The following is a 17,613-nucleotide window of genomic DNA, read 5'->3' on the forward strand; positions in this document are numbered from 1 at the left end:
CAAGCGGGAGGCCTATCGAATCACTGTTGCCCGGACAACTTCATGATCATCCGTGACAGCAGATAGATCCGTGGCGCGACACTGCCCACCTCGGCGTACTCTTCAGGCGTATGAATGTTGCCACCGACGATGCCGAAACCATCCAGTGTTGGCGTTCCTACGCTGGCAGACAAACTTGAATCAGCCGCCCCGCCGCTGCCCTCGATGGTCAGGGTGCGCCCCAGTTCACCGTAGATGCCCTGTGCCATAGCGACCAAAGCATCGGACTGCGGGGTCTGCGGCATTGGCGGCAAGCCACGGACCAGACTGGTCTTGACCTCGGTGTCAGGCACCAGTTTGTTGGCCGACACCCTGGCCAGGTCCTGCTCGACGCGATCGAACTCCTCCGGCACTGCGGCACGCACGTCGGCCTTGGCGCTGGCCTGATCAGGAATCACGTTGGTGCGATCACCCGCCTTGAGCACGGTGAAGTTGACGGTGGTTTTCTTCTCCTCGTCGCCCAGTTTGCCGAGTTGCAGGATCTGATGCGCAACCTCGGTGGCAGCGTTACGCCCCAGTTCCGGCGCAACGCCCGCATGCGAGGCTTTGCCCTTGACTTCGACCAGTGCCGTCGCAGAACCCTTGCGCCACACCACCAGACCATCAGCAGGACGACCCGGCTCCAGATTGAGCGTGACATCGTGCTCTTTCGCTGTTTTCTTGATCAGCTCGGTAGCGACGCCTGAACCGGTTTCTTCGCTGGCGTCGAGCAACACTGTGATCTGTGCGTAGTCGGTGAATTTCAGGTTGTGCAGCACCTTCAGAGCATAGATAGCAGCAACGATGCCGCCCTTGTCATCCATCACACCAGGGCCATAGGCACGACCGTCCTTGATATGAAACGGACGCTCGGCCGCAGAGCCTTCCTTGAACACGGTATCCATGTGTGCCATCAGCAGAATCTTCGCCTTGCCGGTGCCTTTCAGGGTGGCGACTACATGATTGCTGGCCTCTGGTGTATTCGGAACGAGCTCGATGGTGGCACCGAGCTTTTTCAGTTCTTCAATCGCGATGTCACTGACTTTGATCAGGCCCGGTACATACCCGGAGCCTGAATCGATGTTCACCAGACGCTCCAGCAGCTTCAAGGCTTCGTCCTTGTATTGCTCGGCATCGGCCTGGATCGCCTTGTGCGGTTCGGCCATGGCCGCTGGTGCCAGAGCTGTCAGCGCAAGCGCCAAAGCGAGATGAGCTGCCAGTGGCGAGCGGGAGAATGAGCGCATGTTGTTCCGTCCTTGTGTTTGGTTCGTCGAGGTTTTCAGGACCATACCTTACACAAACACCGGCCGTAATGAGTCAACTCGCGGTACGCCAGCGCTCGAACGTGTCAAACAGCAGCCCATACAGAATCGGGATCAACCCCAGCGTCACCAGTGTGCCCAACGCCAGCCCGCCCATGATCGTGATCGCCATACCCTCCCAGAGCGGGCCGGCAAAAAGCATCAGTGGGACCAAGCCGATGATGCAGGTCAGTTTGGTCATCACGATCGGCCGCAACCGCTTGATCGCTGCGTTGACCACCGCCTCACGAACCGACAGCCCGTGCCCGCGCTCAACCTCGATGCGTTCAAGCAATAACACCGCATTGTTGACAATAATGCCGGCCAGCGACAGCAGTCCAAAGGTCGCCATGAAGCCGAAGGGATATCCGGTGAGCACCAGGGCCAACGCCACGCCGATGAGCACAAAAGGCACACTGGAGATGACGATCAGCAACTTGCGAAACGAATTGAACTGCCACACGAACAACAGCAGCATCGCCACCAGCGCGTGCGGCATGTATTGCAGAAGCGCCTGGTTGGCTTCGGCCGAATCCTCTATTTCGCCACCCAGTTCGATGCGATACCCCGCTGGCATGTTGAGCGTCGCAATCTGTGGTGCCAGATGCTCAATGATCGAGGTGGCGGTCAACGACGGGTTGTGTCCGACGACAGTAATCGCACGCTCCAGGTTGCGGCGCTGAATGGTCGATGCCTCGGCCTGGGGCTCGACCGTCGCGATGGCGGACAACATCAGCGGTGCCGCCCCGGAAGCCGGGTAAATCAGCGTGCTGTCCAGATCATTGGCAGGCGTAATCGGTGTGCCCTGCTCACGAGCCACAATCGCCACAGCCGTTTCGCCATCCTGCAGCGATGACACAGACAGCCCGTTGTTCCTCAGTTGCAGGGCCTGAGCGATGTCCTGAGTGGAAACACCGGCATGCAGCGCCTTGTACTGATCGACGACTACGTCGTAACGCAGAAGCCGGGTACGCCAGTCATCGCGTACGTCCAGGGTTCCGGGCAATGCCGACAAGGCTTGCTCGATCTTGCGGGCAATATTTCGCAGCACTTTTTCGTCAGGACCAATGACCCGGTAGACCGCAATCCCGGCTTCGGTGGTGCCCATGGAAAACCGCTTGGGCTGCGCTTCGACTTCGGGGTGCTGAGTCAGGATGAAATGCCGGGTTCGCTCAATGACTGCATCGAGGTTGGCACCGTCACGCACGCTGACCGTGAAGTAGGCAATATTCGGCGCAGGCAGAGGCGGATTGAGACCCAGAACAATTCTCGGTCCGCCATTGGCGACATAGCCGATGCTGTGTTTGACGTCCTGATCGCTGCTCAGCCACTGACTGATATCGCGCACGGCCTGAGACGTGGCACGCGAGCTGCTGCCGGGTTCCAGCACCAGCGGAATCTGGAACTGCATGCGGTCGGACTTGGGCAGAAAGTCATAAGGCACCTGGGTCAGCACGACGACCGCAACTGTCAGCAATCCCAGCATGCTGGCGATGAAGATCAAGGAGTTATTCAGCAGACTCTCGATGACTTTTCGATAGCCTCGATAGAACACCGATGCATACTCATCGGCGTTGTCAGCCGCACCCGAGACTGCCGGTGCCTTGGCGAAGTAAAAGCATAACAGGGGCGTCACGGTGATGCTGAGCAGCCACGAGCTGATCAGCGTGGTGGCGAGCACAATCGCCAGCGAACGCAGGTATTCGTTAGTGCTGGTCTGCCCCAGAAAGAACGGCGAAAACGCCAGCACAATGACCAGTGACGAGGTCAGCAAAGGGATCATCAACGTGCGCCCGGCTTCCTCGCATGCCCGCCGTCGGTCCTCCCCGGCGTGCAGACGCCGCTCGATGTCCTCGGCGATGACAATGCCATTGTCCACCAGCAAGCCGAGGGCCAGGATGATCGCGGCAATCGACACCGTCTGCAGCTCGATCCCCAGCGAGCGCATGACCAGCAATGTACTCAGGATGGTCAGGGGCACAATCACCCCGACCACCAGGCCGGTACGCCAGCCCAGAAACAGCATGACCACACACATCACGATGACGACCGTTTCGGCCATGACGTGATACATCTTGTTCATTTCGTGCTGAACCACGCTGGACTGAAAAGTCACGATGTGCAGGGTAAAACCCGCTGGAAGTTGTTGTTCCAGCTCACCGAGCTTTTTGCGCAGAGCGGCACCGAACGTCTGGACATTGAGCCCGGGCTGCATCGAAACGGCCAGCACCACAGCATCCTGCCCTTGATAGATCGCTTCGGTTTCCGGCTGGTCGACAGGGCTCACCGATATTCGGGTCAGGTCATGCAACGCTACCATCTGTCCGCCAGGCAACTGCACGGGAAACTGACGAAGCTGATCCAGCGACAGCACCTCGCCGCTGACCGAGAGCGTGGTGCTCTGTTGCCCGATGACCGGGTTGCCTCCCGGCGCGATCAGGTTGCGGTTTTGCAATTGCTGGAGCAACTGTTGCGGCGAAAGCCCGGCTGCCGCCAAGGTCTGGTGATCGAAGTCGAGGTAGATTCGCTCGTCCTGCAGGCCATACAGCTCGACCTGATCGACACCCTTGAGCTCATAAAGCTGATTGCGCAGGCGTTTTATCGGCGCGCGCATCTCGCTCATGGTAAAACCCGGCGCCGTCAACGCAACGGAAGCCACTGCCACGCGACCGAAATCATCGTCCACAAAGGGCCCTTGGGTACCGGCCGGGAAAACGCCGTTCGTTTCGCTGACCTTCGCCCGGAGTCGTTGCCACAGCAGCCCCAGATCCTTGACGGTGTCATACGCCGTGACTTGCACAATCACCCGGCCTGGCTGGACCGTGGTGACAATGTTCTTGATCTCGGCCAGTTCACGGATGCGTTCTTCGAGTGGCCTGGCAAGCAGCTCTTCCGTCCGCTCGGTGGAGAGTCCTGGCAGGGATACGCTGACCAGTGCGTCGCGAACCGTAACCGAAGGCTCTTCCTGCGACGGAAACCCCAAAAAGGTCGCGACACCGGCCAGCAAAATCAGGAAGGCCGCAAACAGGGTCAGGCGGCTCGCGCTCATTGCGCGGTAGGTAAGACTCATTGCGTGCCCCCGGTCAAGCGTGTGCCAGGCTGAAACAGGGTGACGGTCTCGCCGTCCTGCAGGAAAGCCGCGCCGGCAGTAACCACTCGCTCCCCGACAGCCAGGCCGCTGGCGATCAGCGCCCGGCCATCTTTAACCGTACCCAGCGAAACAGAGCGCAGGGCGACTGTTCCGCCTGGCTGGTAAACAAAGACCTCGGCGGAGTTGCTGCCGGTGCCCATCCATAACGCCTGGACCGGGACCGACAAGGGCTGTGTACCGGTATCGGGATGCATCTGCACCAGCAGCGTGATGCCACTGGGCAATCTACTGGCAGGTCGCAGCACACGAAACACAGCCGTTCTGACCAGCCCGTCATCGGCACGGGGTGAGATGCCTTCAAGTGCCAGATCAAACCCTGAAGTGCCATCTGCCGTGCTTGAGGCTCTGGCCAGGTCACCAGGTTTGAGGGTTTCGGCAAGTGCTAGCGGAACAGCAGCCACCACCTCCTGCCCGGCAGCGGATTCGATGTCCAGCACCACTTGCCCGGCGGGCAACACGGTGCGCGGCTGTGCATGCCGCGCTACTACTCGCCCGGCAAAGGGTGCGATCAAACGGGTACGGTCCAGCTCGCGATGGGCCAGAGCCTGTTCGGCCTGGGCCCGGACCTGCTCGGCTTTGGCCTGCTCGCTGGATGCCAGGGCCGACTCGACCACACTCTGGGCGACACTGCCTGCCGCAAGCAGACGCTTCTGACGCTGATAATTAAGCTCACGTTCAACCGCCTGCGCTCTGGCCAGACGCAGACTGGCCAGAGCTTCTTGCAGACGCAGCTGCGCAGGCTGTAGGTCAATGCTGGCGAGCACCTGATCCTTTTCAACGGTATCGCCAATGTCGACCCGCAGCTCTGTCAAAGTGCCTGCCGATTCAAACGCCAGACTGGCGCGCTCCTGCTGCCGAACGGTGCCGATAAAGCGCACCGTGGTTCCCTCTCCTGCCCGTGCAGCTTCAACCTTGACGGCACGGACGGCCGAGACGCTGGCCGTATGCTTATCGCTGCACCCACTGACCATCAGGGCAATCATTACGATACTGCAAGCGTGTAAAACACATCGCTGTAGATCAGGAAACCCATCGGGATGTAATCGCATGGCAGGCTTCACCCCTTTAGAAGGCGTAGTTCAAGGCAATCAAACCGCTGCCTTCAGCATCGGTCTCGACCAGCGGGCTGCCGCGGGTCTGATCGGTGTAGTGAGTCACCCCGACGCTTGCAACGGTTGACCAGTGGGCATCAAAGGTGTGCTGCCAGGCGAGCGCAGCCGAGTAAGCGTAAATCCCGCTGTCTGCCGTGAATCTGGAAAAGCCGGTGCGCTGACTCTGGATCGGGCTCACACCGAAGTAGGTCTGGTTGTAACGGCCGTCACCGGCATGCGCATCGATATCCAGCGTCACCGTATCGGTCTGGCTGTGGTAGGCGATGCCCTCAAAACCCAAGCGGTAACGGTTGCCACGCTTTTCACCGGCCACACGCAGTTCGGCCTCGGCACTGGCCGACAACCATGGCGTGAGCTGTTGAGAGATCATGAAGTCGCCAACCGTTGCACCCTTGACGGTGCCCATCCCTATGAGCTCATTGGAACCAGGGCGGTTTGTACTGTTTTTCTCGGTACGGCCGAAATCGTAGTTGAGCGCTGCGCTGGCCCCGAACCCGGAATCCGACTGCCACTGCAGCCCCACTCCCCGTGCGGTATCCGCAAAAAAGATACCGCGCTGGACAGTGAGCATCGGCAACACCTGACTGCGGTATTCATCGGCCCCCATGTAGCGTGGCAGCACGGCCATGCCGAGGCCGAAATTGACGTTGAACCTGTCGCCGAAAATGGACTGGCTTTGCGTGGACGCGCTGTCCTGAGCACAGGCCTGACCGACCAGTGTCATGGCCACTGAGGCGATCAACACGCCTAGCGCAGGCTTGAGCAGTGCAGGACGAACGTGAGGACGAGCGATTTCAGGACTCATGGTGATACTCCGGTTTCATTCAGGATTGAGGTGGGGTTGTCGGTTCTGCGCCGCGAAGCACTCGAAACAGGTCGATCCGGTTTTGTTGCAGCTCATCGAGTGACTTGCGACCGGCTGCATCGGCTTCGGCGATACGGATGGTGGAGCCCAGCAATGCCGTGCGTTCGGTAGCACCGGCATTGAGTTCGAAGGACAGGCGGCGCACTTTTTCCTGGACCAGCGCTACGCGCTCTATCTCGTTGCGGACATGGCCCAGGGCCTGCTGACGACGGGTCAGCACACCGGCCATTTCACGGAAGGCGTTCTGAATGGCTTTTTCATACTCGGCGACCGCGATCTGCTGGCGCACATGCGCCAGATCCAGGTTGGCCTGATTACGCCCTCCGTCGAACAACGGCAGGTTCAGTTGCGGGGAGAACAGCCAGGCCGGGGTCTCGACCAGCGCGGCGGTCAGCGCCGGCGTATCCGGCGTGGTGGCTGGCAACACTGCCGAGTAGCCGGTGAGCAGCAGCAAAGCCTGGGAAGCATTCGCGTGATCGCTTAGCGCATCCTGCACCTGTTGCTGTGCAGTCAAGGTATCAAGGCGCTGCGCCATCAGATCGTCGAGTGAAATGGCACCCTGGCGCTGCTGCTCTTCGGCCGCCTTTACCAGCATCAGCCGGGCATCATGAACGGTCTGCGCATCCTGCTGCACGGCGGCGGCCAGACGCTCGGCCAGCCAGGCGCGAGCCACTTCGGCAACCAGCGCACTGCGCGCCGCCTGCTGGCCATACGTGCTGGCCAGATAATCATGCCGCGCGGCCTCGGACAGGCTGCGCACGCGCCCAAAAAAATCCAGCTCAAAGTCCGAGACGCCCACCGATGCGATGGAAAGGTCCTGGCCGTAACGCTCATCGGCAGCCGCATTATCGAAGTGTTGACGGTTACGCTGGACGCCTGCTGCAATCGTCGGGAAACGATCGGCACGGGTTATGCCGCGCATCGCCCTGGCTTCATCCACTCTCAGCACCGCCACGCGAAAATCGCGATTGAACGTCAGGGCTGATTGCAGCAGAACCCGCAGTTCACCCTTTGGCGACAGCTCGGCAGCCAGCGCTTCTTCGTCAGCGGTCAGCGCGATGGCAATGGACGCATCACCGGCCGGGACGACAGCAGACAACTGGTCTGCAGGAACCGGCAAGGCCGGGCGCTGATACTCGGGAATCAATGAGCAACCCGAAAAAACCAGGCTCAGCAGCATAGCCAGGCAACAGCATCCGAGGTTGCGGATACGCTTGGACAGCGGTGTACTCATCAGCATAGGATCTGTCCGCGACAGTGGGCTCTGGACGCAATCCTGAACGTCGACTTTCAATAAACCGTTCGTGAATTATCAAGATTTGATCAAGAGGCATTCTTGTGTCAGGAAAACGCATTCTGATCGTCGAAGACGATGCCGACAGCGCCAGCATTCTCGAGGCTTATCTGCGTCGTGACGGGTTCAGCGTAGGGCTGGCCGAAAACGGGCAGCGCGGTATCGATATGCATCGCCAGTGGAAACCCGACCTGATTCTGCTGGACGTCATGCTGCCGCTGGTCAGTGGTACGGACGTGCTGTCGGCAGTGCGCCGTTGCAGCGACACACCGGTGATCATGGTCACGGCCATGGGCGACGAACCGGAAAAGCTCGGCGCATTGCGCTACGGGGCTGACGATTACGTGGTCAAACCCTACAACCCCAAGGAAGTGGTGGCCCGTGTGCACGCGGTGCTGCGCCGCTCCCAGCAGAACGCCAGTAACGACCGCCATTTGCGTTACCAGAACCTGCTGGTGGACCTGAATGCAGTCACCGCCATCATTGAAGGACACGACGGCACAGACACACTGCTCGACCTGACACCCACCGAGTTCAAGATCCTTTCGACCTTGCTGAAAACACCCTCCAAAGCCTTCACCCGCGAAGAATTGCTGGAAATCTGCCTGCCCGACAGCGAGGCGCTGGCCAGGGTTGTCGATGCGCACGTGCACAATCTGCGTCGCAAACTCGAAATTCACGGCGTGGATAATGTGCTGGTGACAGTCCGCTCTGTCGGCTATCGATTCAGGTGAGCCTCATGCGACGTTTTTTCAGACACCGGCAGAAACCTTTATGGCACTGGGTCGGCATGCGCATGAGCATGCTGGCGGTCGGTGCGGTCATCGTGATCGCGTTCTGCATGTGGCTGCACGTCACAGTGTCTGACTGGCTCACACTGCAGGCAATGCCAGCCGATGTGCGCACGGAGTTCATACGATTGCAGGCCGAACCTGCCATGGACATGGTCAAGCTTCGCGAGCTGTTCTTCGAGTATTACCCGATCGAAAACCTGCTGCCGGGCATCGCCAACAAGGAATGGTGGGTATTGGCAGCGCTGGTGATGATGGCCATCCCTATCATCATCTTTTTCGGCTTTTTGTTCTCCCGCCCGCTTTCCAGCCAGTTCTCTTCGATTGCCAGAGGCGCACGTCAGGTCGCCCAGGGCGACTTCAAGACGCGCCTGCCCATGAGCGACAAAGACCCGGACGAGCTACAGGCGCTGGTCAGCGACTTCAATACCATGACCACCCAGCTAGGCCGTTACGAACTGGAGGTCAGCGAGTCCAGCGCGATGATCGCCCATTAACTGCGCACGCCACTGAACGCGGCCATGGGGCGCATTCAGGGCATGATCGATGAAGTGTTCCCGCGCGATCTGGCACAACTGGAAATGGTCCACCGCCAGCTCAACCAGTTGAACAAACTGGTGAGCGATCTGCACCTTCTCTCGCTGGCCAGCGCTGGCCAGCTGACCCTGGACAAGACGGTATTTTCCCTTGAGAAACTGGTGGCCGAACGCCTGAGCTGGTTTGCCGCACAGCTCGATCAAGCGGGCGTTGTCGTGACGATCGACATCCCCCAACGACTGACCGTCAACGCCGACCGTGACCGGATCGGCCAAGTGGTCAATATTCTCGTCGATAATGCGCTGCGCTACTCGGCGATGGGCGGTGAACTGCTGATTGTCGGCAGGGCCCGCGCACGGAGCATGGAACTGACCGTCTCCGACCGCGGGCCCGGCTTCGGCTCGGAAAACCTTGAGCAGGTGTTCGACCGTTTCTGGCGCGCCGAACGTTCGCGGGCGCGCTATTCGGGAGGCAGCGGCCTTGGCCTGTCCATCGCCCGGGCTATTTGCCTCGAGCATGACGGCACTATCGGGGTGCGCAACAGGCCTGGCGGCGGGTCGGTGATCCGCCTGGAAATCCCGGCCTGATCCTGCTGACCCGAACCTGCGGATCAATGCCCCATCAACGAATCGATAGCGTCCGGTTTGTCGTGCACGCCAAACCGATCCACCAGCGTGGCCGTCGCCCGGTTCATACCTACAACGTCCACACTGATACCCGCCCTCCTCAGCTTGAGCACCACCTTGTCCAGCGCGGCAACCGCAGTGATGTCCCAGAAATGCGCCTCGCGCAGATCAATGGCGAGTGTTTCGACGTTTTCGCGCAGGTCGAAGGACGCCATGAAGCGCTCGGCAGAAGCAAAAAACACCTGACCGGTCACGTAATAAGTGCGGTGGCTGTGCTCGGGGTCGCGTTGCGAAGTGACGTCGAGATAACGGGCGATCTTGCTGGCAAAGAACATCGCGGCCAGCAGGGACCCCACCAGCACGCCATAGGCGAGGTTATGGGTGGCTACCACCATGATCACCGTCACGACCATCACGATATTGGTCGAGAGCGGGTACTGTTTAAGGTTGCGGATCGACTCCCAGCTGAACGTACTTATCGACACCATGATCATCACCGCCACCAGCGCCGCCATCGGAATACGCGCCAGCCAGTCGCCCAGAAACAGCATCATGATCAACAGCAGCAAGCCCGCGCTGAGGGTCGAGAGTCGTGTTCTGCCCCCCGACTTCACGTTGATCATTGATTGGCCGATCATCGCGCAACCGGCCATGCCACCGATCAGGCCACTGGCAATATTGGCAATGCCCTGCCCTCTGCACTCACGATTCCTGTCGCTGGTGGTATCGGTCAGATCGTCGACAATGGTTGCGGTCATCATCGACTCAAGCAGGCCCACCACCGCCAAAGCCGCGGAGTACGGCAGGATGATCAACAGCGTGTCGAGATTCAGCGCAACGTCCGGCCACATGAACACCGGCAGACTGTCAGGCATCGCGCCCATATCACCAACTGTTCGTACATCAAGGCCCATGTAAATGGACATTGCCGTGAGCAGCAGAATGCACACCAGCGGCGACGGCAGCAGCTTGCCCAGCAACTGCACGCACGGGAACAGATAGATAATTGCCAGGCCCGCCGCCGTCATGGCATAGACCGGCCAGGTCGCATGGGTCAGTTCCGGCAGTTGGGCCATGAAAATCAGAATCGCCAGCGCGTTCACAAAGCCGGTCACCACTGATCGTGAAACAAAGAGCATCAGCTCTCCGAGGCGCAAGTACCCGGCGATGATCTGCAACACGCCGCACAACAAAGTGGCCGCCAGCAAATACTGAAGACCGTGCTCTTTCACCAGGTTCACCATCAGCAGTGCCATCGCACCTGTGGCGGCGGAAATCATCGCCGGGCGGCCGCCCACGAAAGCAATGACCACACAGATACAGAACGAGGCGTAAAGCCCGACTTTCGGGTCTACCCCCGTGATGATGGAGAACGCGATAGCCTCTGGAATCAGGGCCAGTGCAACGACAAGCCCGGCCAGAACATCGGCCCGGACGTTGGAAAACCACGTAGCTTTGATTTTTTCGAGCATGGAAATACCTGTGTCGAGCACAGCAGGACGCGCAGCAGCGAATGCCGGACGTACGTGTGCATCGGTTTTCGAATGAGTAGTGATGGAGGTGGCGGCGACCGTAAAACGGACACAGCGACAGGCGACCGCAGTCAGTGGCAGTCAGGTGTGGCGAGGGGGCGAAGCGCTAAGGCGGCGTAGGCAGCCAGCTGGAACGGGACAAGAGTGATTCCTTCGATGGGTCGCACGACGCGATTATCATAGCCCCATCCGTTTAAGGGTTTCAAGACGCAGAGGCTAGCCCGACAGCGACACCGCGCAGCTCATATGCTTTTTCCAGGATAACTTGCTCCTGTTTGCAAGGGCTGTTTTCACTCATGATGCAGGCATTATTTGCCCCGATGCCTTCTATGAAACGCTACGAAAAATTCGCCGCCGACATTTCGGAAATGATTCGCAGCGGCGTGTTGCCAGCAGGCGAGAAAGTCCCCTCCGTCAGGGTTGCCAGTCGCACCTATTCGGTGAGCCCCGCCACCGTCTTCAAGGCGTATTACCTGCTGGAAGACAAAGGCCTGATTCAGGCTCGTGCACGCTCCGGGTATTACGTGCGCGAGCATGCTGCCAATGCGCTGACAGAGCCTGAACTGGTCAGGCACACCAGCGAAGGCACCGAGCTGGGCGTCAGCGACCTGATTTTTTCCGTGCTTGGCTCGCTCAAGAACCCGGACACCGTCCCTTTCGGCTCGGCATTTCCCAGCCCGAACCTTTACCCATTGCCGCGCCTGGCCAAGTCGATGTCTTCAGCGGTGCGGGCGATGACGCCAGCGGGCATTGTCAGCGACATGACCACCGGGAACTCTGAACTGCGCCGACAGATTGCTCTGCGCTACATGATCAGTGGCGTGCGCCTGCCCGCCGACGAACTGGTGATCACCAACGGCGCGATGGAAGGCCTGAATCTGTGCCTGCAATGCGTTACCGAGCCCGGCGACCTGGTCGCCATCGAAGCACCTGCGTTCTATGCCTGCCTTCAGGTGCTGGAGCGGCTCAAGCTAAAAGCCGTCGAAATCCCCGTGCATCCGCGTGACGGCGTGGATCTGGACTCTTTGCAGGACAGCCTGACACGCCTGCCGATCAAAGCCTGCTGGTTCATGAGCAGCTTCCAGAACCCGCTGGGCGCGAGCATGACCCAGGCGAAAAAAATCAGGCTCTACAACCTGCTGGAACGACAGCAGATCCCGCTGATCGAGGACGATGTGTACGCCGAGCTGTATTACGGCGCCAATGCACCCCATCCGGTCAAAAGCCTGGATCACAGCGGGCTGGTGATGCACTGCAGCTCGTTTTCCAAGACCCTGGCCCCCGGCTACCGTGTCGGCTGGGTGGCAGGCGGGCGTTATACCGAACAGATCAATCGGCTGAAACTGATGACCACCATTTCACCCTCTGTCCCCGCCCAGGCAGCGATTGCCGACTACCTCAAACATGGCGGCTACGACCGGCACCTGCGCAAATTGCGCGACACCCTCGAACTGCAACAGGGCGCGATGCTGGCCGCTGCCGCTCGTTATTTCCCGGCAGCGACACGCGTCACCCGCCCCGCTGGCGGGTACTTTCTGTGGTTCGAATTCCCCGAGCAAGTGGACTCGCTGCAGGTGTTCCAGATGGCCCTGGCCCAAGGCATCAGCCTGGCACCCGGCCCGATCTTCTCGGCCTCGCAGCGCTTCAAGAATTGCGCACGCCTGAACTACGGCACGCCCTGGGATGAACGCAGCGAGCAGGCCATGGCGATGCTTGGACGAATCATCGCGTCGTTCTGAAGTGTTTACGTTCGGCCCACGTACAACTGATCCGTATTTTTAAGCTATTTCTGAATCTGTACCAGAATCTGCCTGCGCAGGATAATGGCCACGCATTAAAACGCGCAGGACAACCGTCATAGACCGGAACCTGCGACTCGTTACAGACAGATCGATCAGCAGGAGACGCTCATGGGCAAGCTCGGACTTTCATTGATAGGTTTTTTGTTGCTGGCGATAGCGGTGGGTTTGCTGGGGACTATTTCGCCGTATTGAGCATTGATTATCGCCGTGATACTCATCGCTCACGGTTATACACACGTCCTGATGACTATCGCGCCCATGCTGCGCATTGGCGCGAAAATCTGCTCGAAACTCGTTCAGCAGCCGATTAATTAGTCTTCCTCATATACCCTTGCCGATTTACCCGTCTAGTCTTGTCACTGCCTCAACTGGTTTATGCACCCCGCGGTTTTATAAATAGTGCTGATCCGCTGCTTCTGGAAACCGAGCAAATCATTCGCCATGCCAGACCCGGGCTGACGGCTGAAGAGCTCGCCAAAATGTTGGATCTGAGCGAGCGGACAATGCATCGACAATTCAAGAAATTAACCAATGAGTCGCCTGAAGAGCTCATTACCCGAGTGAGGATAGAAACGGCTTGCGTCCTCCTCCAGACACCGGGAGCCAGCATTAAAAAAGTGGCACTCAAGTGCGGCTACAACGAGGATACCTCGTTCCGACGGGCTTTCATTCAACTTACCGGGATGACGCCTGCGGATTACAAGCGCAGGTCTAAAGCGCAGTCCTCCGATGCGAGCGGATCAACGACGCGTTCGGTGCAGACGTAAGATTCATTTCTGGTACTGGAGGCGATTTAAAAACTACTCAAGGTGTTTTCTTTGCCAAGTCCATGAATTGTCGCGTTGCCAGTGCTCGGCGCTAAAACTAAAAAACCCGCCAGAAGGCGGGTTTTCGGTGTTTCAAAGATTTTTAAAGTCTTCTCTGAAACCTTGTCTGGCTCCACGACCTGGACTCGAACCAGGGACCCAGTGATTAACAGTCACTTGCTCTACCAACTGAGCTATCGCGGAATGAGCGCTATGTTACTGATTAGGAAAAGGAAGTCAAGCGAGGGACTGAAAAATTTTCTGCGTTGCGGCTTGCGCGATATCGGTTGTTCCTGATGACCCACGGGAGAATACCTCTAGTGCCTTGCGCGACGCTGGACGCAGCCGATCGTACTGAAGTTGGCACTTTTGTCACATCAAGAAATATCTATCCCGGTCGACACCTGAGTCAGGTAATTCCTTTCCTACGGATCAGGTATAACAAAAAAATGGCCTCGCTCAAGACAGTACAAGCTCGCTACACCGCAACCTTCGTAGGATTCATGGCGCTGGTCGTTGTTCTGACGGTTTATGGCATCGGTCAGTTCGTGTCCCCCAGGCTTACGGCCAACGATGAAAACATGCTGACCGCCAAGGCGGCAGACATCAGCGATGAGATCAAGACCGAGTTGGCGCGCGTACAGGCGCAGGCGCGGGTGATCACCGAGCTGGTGCCGCAGCTGTCCAGTGACGATATCGACCGCTTGCTGCCGTTCATGGTCAACCAGTACGGCGAAGCCAAGGTATTCGGCGGCGGGATCTGGCCTTTGCCGAACGTGCGCACGCCCGGTCGTGCCAAGCACAGCACCTTCTACCATCGCGATGCGTCGGGAAAATTGATCGTCAACACCCATTGGAACTCGCCTGAGTCGCTCAACTATTTCGAACAGGGCTGGCACAAAGGCGGCTTGAACTCCCCTGCTGGCCAATGCGCCTTGGGCGCCCGCCTATCAGGATGCCGCCAGCCCGGAACCGCGCACCAACTGCGCCATGGCCATTACCAAGGACGGACAGCCTTGGGGCGTGTCTACCATCGACGTGACGCTGGGCTTCTTCAACAAGCTGGTTGAAGCCAAAGAGCAGGAAGTCCATGGCCGGATCATGATCATTGAGGCCGATGGCAAGATTCTGTCCAACGTGCCGGGCAGCAGCGACAAGATCGTGCTGCGCAACGTCTCCGAACTGGCGGCGCAATCGCCGTTCATCAATGGCATCAAGTCGGCACTCGCCGTCAAAGGTACTGGCACCTCGCGTCTGACTTACCAGAACAGCGATGGCGAGGAGTCAACCCTGTTTCTGATGCCGGTTGCTGGAACGCCCTGGTTGCTGGCCGTTTCGCAAAACACCGATCTGCTGAAAAGCCAGAGCGAAACCGTCCTCAAGACCCTGGCCTGGCTGCAGATCCCGATGGTTCTGGTGCTGCTGGTGCTGATGATCGTTGCGTTGCGCACGCTGATGAACCGTCTGGGCGTGCTCAAAACCAACATCGACACGCTGTCGGCCGGTGACGCCGATCTCACCCGGCGCATTGCCGTCAAAGGGCACGATGAAGTGGATCAGGTGGGTGAGTCGGTCAACAACTTCATTGCCTACCTGCAACGCATGATGCTCGACGTCAGCAGTTCCACCAGCGAGATTGCCAGCGGTATCGAACAACTGCGCAGTCAGGCGGGCGTTACCAGTGCCATTCTGATCCGCCACGCCAACGAAACCGATCAGGCCGTTACTGCGATCACCGAGATGTCCTCCACCGCGGACGAAGTGGCCCGCAGCGCGGCGCAGACCGCAAGCTTCACGCAGTCGGCCAACGAGAACGCTCAGGTATCGAAAACCGTTGTTGCGGACGCTTCTGACAGCGTGAATGCACTGATCAGCGAGGTCGATTCGGCCACCAGCAAAGTGCAGTCGATGGAGCAGGACGCCAAGCGCATCAACGCGGTGCTGGCGGTGATTGGCGAAATCGCCGGGCAGACCAACCTGCTCGCACTTAACGCCGCCATTGAAGCCGCGCGCGCCGGCGAACAGGGTCGTGGCTTTGCGGTCGTGGCCGATGAGGTGCGCGCCCTCGCCGCTCGCACCCAGGCCAGCACGTCGGAGATCAACGAAATGCTCGGCAGCCTGCAACAAGGCGTCAGCGCAGCAGTAGCCGCGATGGAAAAAACCCGCCAGAGTTGCCAGACCACGGCAGGCAAAACCACTGCCGTAACAAGCGGCCTGGACGACATGACTCGCTCGGTTCTGCAGATCAACGACCTGAGCACGCAAATCGCCACAGCGGCCGAGGAGCAAAGCGCGGTGTCAGAGGAAATCAGCCGTAACATCATTGCCGTTCGGCACATCGTCGAAGAGCTGGTCGAAGGCGGCTCCAGTAACGAACGCAGCACCGCTGCCCTTTCCGAGTCCAACACTCGCCTGATTGCGCTGGTACGGCGCTTCAAGGTCAGTTAAAACCTGTGCGGGCCTGCCGCAGCTTGCGTCAGGCCCGCTGTCTATTTGATCCGGTAGTGGAAAGTATTCTTCACCCCGGACACGGTCACTGCCCTGCCCTCGACAACCCGTGGCTGATAACGAAAGGTTTGCGCTGCGGCCAGTGACGGACGGATGAACAATGGATGGCACGCACCCTGCACTTGCGGGTTGACCACCGTGCCTTGCGGCGACACGTCGTAGACCACCGTGCAATCACCCTCGATGCCTTTGTCCAGAGCCCGTTCGGGATAGTCCGGAGCCTCCTTGCTGAGTGGCTGATACTGGCTGCTGTCAGCGGCGGCCTGCTGTTGTGCTGATTGCTGCGCCTGGCGGGCGCGCTCGGCAGACTGACGCGCCTGTTCGGCCTGACGTTGTTGCTCAACCTGCTGACGTTGCTGTTCGGCCAGCCGCTGCTGTTCCTGGCGCTTTTGCTGCTCGGCTTCGTGCAGGCGCTGAACGCTCTGTTGCTGTTCGCGCTCACGCTTTTGCTCATCAACGCGCTTGCGTGCCAACGCCGCCTGTTCGACCTGGCGCTGCGGCTCTGCCTGCGGTTTTGCAGCTTCTACCGGCTGGGTGATCGGCAGCGAGGCCGGTGCAGGTGGCGGCAGCTGAAAAGGCTCGACAACCGGCGCAGCGGCGACTGGAACCGGCTCAGGCGCTGGCGGCAAAATCACTAATTGCGTGGTCAGGGTTCTGCTCTGTGCGGGCGGTGCTTCGTGCGGGCTCCAGCCGAACATAAGACCGCCCAGCAGCACGCCATGCAATGCCAGCGCGATGGCAGCGGCCAGGCCATTGCTGCGCAGCCAGGGCCCATTCACCCATTCGCGGCGCGGCGGGTGGTAATCGAGGGCCAGGGTGTTCATTGCGGGGCCTCGGTCACCAAGCCCAATTGCGTTACGCCACTGCGTTGCAGCGCCGCCATGGCGGCGACTACCCGGCCATAATCAGCCTTGTCATCGGCACGGATGAACACTTGCGTGTCCTTGCGCTCGGCAACCAGTCGGGCAATGCGCTCCTGCATGTCTTCAAGGCTCGCAGCCTTATCGGTCTGCGCCTGAGTATCGACCGTGTCGCCCAGGTTCCAGTAGTAGCCGCCCTGCGCCTTGACGGACAGGGTCACGATGCGCTGCCGGGTATCGCTGGCGAGTGCTTCGCTGGCGACTTTGGGTAACTCGATTTTCACCCCTTGGGTCAGCATCGGTGCCGTGACCATGAAAATCACCAGCAGCACCAGCATCACGTCGATATAGGGCACGACATTCATTTCGGCTTTCGGGCCATGTTTGCGTTGCGGTTTGACCAGCATGAC

General features: G+C 59.4%; 13 protein-coding genes, 1 tRNA gene and 2 pseudogenes. 7 read left to right on the forward strand and 9 right to left on the reverse strand.

What is annotated here, in order from left to right; all coding sequences use genetic code 11:
- Window positions 1-20: 20 nt before the first annotated feature.
- The 5 genes from AC4ANK_RS16285 to AC4ANK_RS16305 all read right to left on the reverse strand — a co-directional run bounded on the left by AC4ANK_RS16285 (window position 21) and on the right by AC4ANK_RS16305 (window position 7,687).
- Window positions 21-1,262 carry a M20/M25/M40 family metallo-hydrolase gene (locus AC4ANK_RS16285; RefSeq protein ID WP_460384983.1) on the reverse strand — a complete coding sequence of 414 codons (1,242 nt, stop codon included), beginning with the start codon at window positions 1,260-1,262 and terminating at the stop codon, window positions 21-23.
- 73 nt (window positions 1,263-1,335) lie between these two features.
- Complete coding sequence (locus AC4ANK_RS16290; RefSeq protein ID WP_031596662.1) at window positions 1,336-4,389, reverse strand: efflux RND transporter permease subunit; 3,054 nt, start codon at window positions 4,387-4,389, stop codon at window positions 1,336-1,338.
- Window positions 4,386-5,453: an efflux RND transporter periplasmic adaptor subunit gene (locus AC4ANK_RS16295; protein ID WP_031596663.1), complete on the reverse strand. Its 1,068-nt coding sequence runs from the start codon at window positions 5,451-5,453 to the stop codon at window positions 4,386-4,388. Before AC4ANK_RS16295 ends, AC4ANK_RS16290 begins: the two co-directional genes overlap by 4 nt.
- A gap of 82 nt (window positions 5,454-5,535) precedes the next feature.
- Window positions 5,536-6,387 (reverse strand): MipA/OmpV family protein, encoded by an 852-nt coding sequence (locus AC4ANK_RS16300; protein WP_004665610.1) that lies wholly within the window; start codon window positions 6,385-6,387, stop codon window positions 5,536-5,538.
- 19 nt (window positions 6,388-6,406) lie between these two features.
- Window positions 6,407-7,687, reverse strand: coding sequence for a TolC family protein (locus tag AC4ANK_RS16305; protein WP_031596664.1), 1,281 nt, complete (start codon window positions 7,685-7,687; stop codon window positions 6,407-6,409).
- Between the two features lie 98 nt (window positions 7,688-7,785).
- On the opposite strand from AC4ANK_RS16305, the gene AC4ANK_RS16310 reads away from it, so the two are divergent.
- A complete protein-coding gene (locus AC4ANK_RS16310; protein WP_004665612.1) occupies window positions 7,786-8,475 on the forward strand; it encodes a response regulator in 690 nt (229 codons plus the stop codon).
- 5 nt (window positions 8,476-8,480) lie between these two features.
- A pseudogene (locus AC4ANK_RS16315) lies at window positions 8,481-9,656 on the forward strand (sensor histidine kinase).
- Between the two features lie 23 nt (window positions 9,657-9,679).
- Here AC4ANK_RS16315 and AC4ANK_RS16320 read toward each other — a convergent pair.
- Window positions 9,680-11,167, reverse strand: coding sequence for a SulP family inorganic anion transporter (locus tag AC4ANK_RS16320; protein ID WP_031596665.1), 1,488 nt, complete (start codon window positions 11,165-11,167; stop codon window positions 9,680-9,682).
- 389 nt (window positions 11,168-11,556) lie between these two features.
- On the opposite strand from AC4ANK_RS16320, the gene mapR reads away from it, so the two are divergent.
- Both mapR and AC4ANK_RS16330 read left to right on the forward strand, forming a co-directional pair.
- Window positions 11,557-12,966 (forward strand): GntR family transcriptional regulator MpaR, encoded by a 1,410-nt coding sequence (gene mapR, locus AC4ANK_RS16325; RefSeq protein ID WP_031596667.1) that lies wholly within the window; start codon window positions 11,557-11,559, stop codon window positions 12,964-12,966.
- 416 nt (window positions 12,967-13,382) lie between these two features.
- Complete coding sequence (locus AC4ANK_RS16330) at window positions 13,383-13,796, forward strand: helix-turn-helix domain-containing protein (RefSeq protein WP_080718939.1); 414 nt, start codon at window positions 13,383-13,385, stop codon at window positions 13,794-13,796.
- 167 nt (window positions 13,797-13,963) lie between these two features.
- On the opposite strand, the gene AC4ANK_RS16335 is transcribed toward AC4ANK_RS16330, so the two are convergent.
- Window positions 13,964-14,039, reverse strand: a tRNA-Asn gene (locus tag AC4ANK_RS16335).
- A gap of 245 nt (window positions 14,040-14,284) precedes the next feature.
- Here AC4ANK_RS16335 and AC4ANK_RS16340 point away from each other — a divergent pair.
- The 3 genes and pseudogenes from AC4ANK_RS16340 to AC4ANK_RS16350 all read left to right on the forward strand — a co-directional run bounded on the left by AC4ANK_RS16340 (window position 14,285) and on the right by AC4ANK_RS16350 (window position 16,283).
- On the forward strand, window positions 14,285-14,905 hold the full coding sequence (locus tag AC4ANK_RS16340) for a hypothetical protein (protein WP_404940500.1): 621 nt from the start codon (window positions 14,285-14,287) through the stop codon (window positions 14,903-14,905).
- Window positions 14,906-15,290: 385 nt separating this feature from the next.
- Window positions 15,291-15,374, forward strand: a pseudogene (locus tag AC4ANK_RS16345) (hypothetical protein); the annotation flags it as partial.
- Between the two features lie 201 nt (window positions 15,375-15,575).
- Entirely contained in the window at window positions 15,576-16,283 is a 708-nt protein-coding gene (locus AC4ANK_RS16350) for a methyl-accepting chemotaxis protein (protein ID WP_460409000.1), read from the forward strand.
- A 41-nt stretch (window positions 16,284-16,324) separates the two neighbouring features.
- Here AC4ANK_RS16350 and AC4ANK_RS16355 read toward each other — a convergent pair whose 3' ends face one another.
- Together AC4ANK_RS16355 and tolR are read right to left on the reverse strand one after the other, a co-directional pair.
- Entirely contained in the window at window positions 16,325-17,167 is an 843-nt protein-coding gene (locus AC4ANK_RS16355) for an energy transducer TonB (RefSeq protein WP_031596673.1), read from the reverse strand.
- Complete coding sequence (tolR, locus tag AC4ANK_RS16360) at window positions 17,164-17,610, reverse strand: protein TolR (protein ID WP_031596674.1); 447 nt, start codon at window positions 17,608-17,610, stop codon at window positions 17,164-17,166. The genes AC4ANK_RS16355 and tolR overlap by 4 nt, the downstream gene beginning before the upstream one ends.
- Window positions 17,611-17,613 lie beyond the last annotated feature (3 nt).

Source organism: Pseudomonas sp. Pmew2, assembly GCF_058129885.1.

What these genes read in the sequence shown, in the direction of transcription:
- AC4ANK_RS16295 (WP_031596663.1), bottom strand. Translation starts at nt 5,453, where the DNA reads ATGATTGCCCTGATGGTCAGTGGGTGCAGCGATAAGCATACGGCCAGC.
- AC4ANK_RS16340 (WP_404940500.1), top strand. Translation starts at nt 14,285, where the DNA reads ATGGCCTCGCTCAAGACAGTACAAGCTCGCTACACCGCAACCTTCGTA.
- mapR (WP_031596667.1), top strand. Translation starts at nt 11,557, where the DNA reads ATGAAACGCTACGAAAAATTCGCCGCCGACATTTCGGAAATGATTCGC.
- AC4ANK_RS16285 (WP_460384983.1), bottom strand. Translation starts at nt 1,262, where the DNA reads ATGCGCTCATTCTCCCGCTCGCCACTGGCAGCTCATCTCGCTTTGGCG.
- AC4ANK_RS16305 (WP_031596664.1), bottom strand. Translation starts at nt 7,687, where the DNA reads ATGCTGATGAGTACACCGCTGTCCAAGCGTATCCGCAACCTCGGATGC.
- AC4ANK_RS16320 (WP_031596665.1), bottom strand. Translation starts at nt 11,167, where the DNA reads ATGCTCGAAAAAATCAAAGCTACGTGGTTTTCCAACGTCCGGGCCGAT.
- AC4ANK_RS16290 (WP_031596662.1), bottom strand. Translation starts at nt 4,389, where the DNA reads ATGAGTCTTACCTACCGCGCAATGAGCGCGAGCCGCCTGACCCTGTTT.
- AC4ANK_RS16350 (WP_460409000.1), top strand. Translation starts at nt 15,576, where the DNA reads ATGTCCTCCACCGCGGACGAAGTGGCCCGCAGCGCGGCGCAGACCGCA.
- tolR (WP_031596674.1), bottom strand. Translation starts at nt 17,610, where the DNA reads ATGCTGGTCAAACCGCAACGCAAACATGGCCCGAAAGCCGAAATGAAT.
- AC4ANK_RS16355 (WP_031596673.1), bottom strand. Translation starts at nt 17,167, where the DNA reads ATGAACACCCTGGCCCTCGATTACCACCCGCCGCGCCGCGAATGGGTG.
- AC4ANK_RS16300 (WP_004665610.1), bottom strand. Translation starts at nt 6,387, where the DNA reads ATGAGTCCTGAAATCGCTCGTCCTCACGTTCGTCCTGCACTGCTCAAG.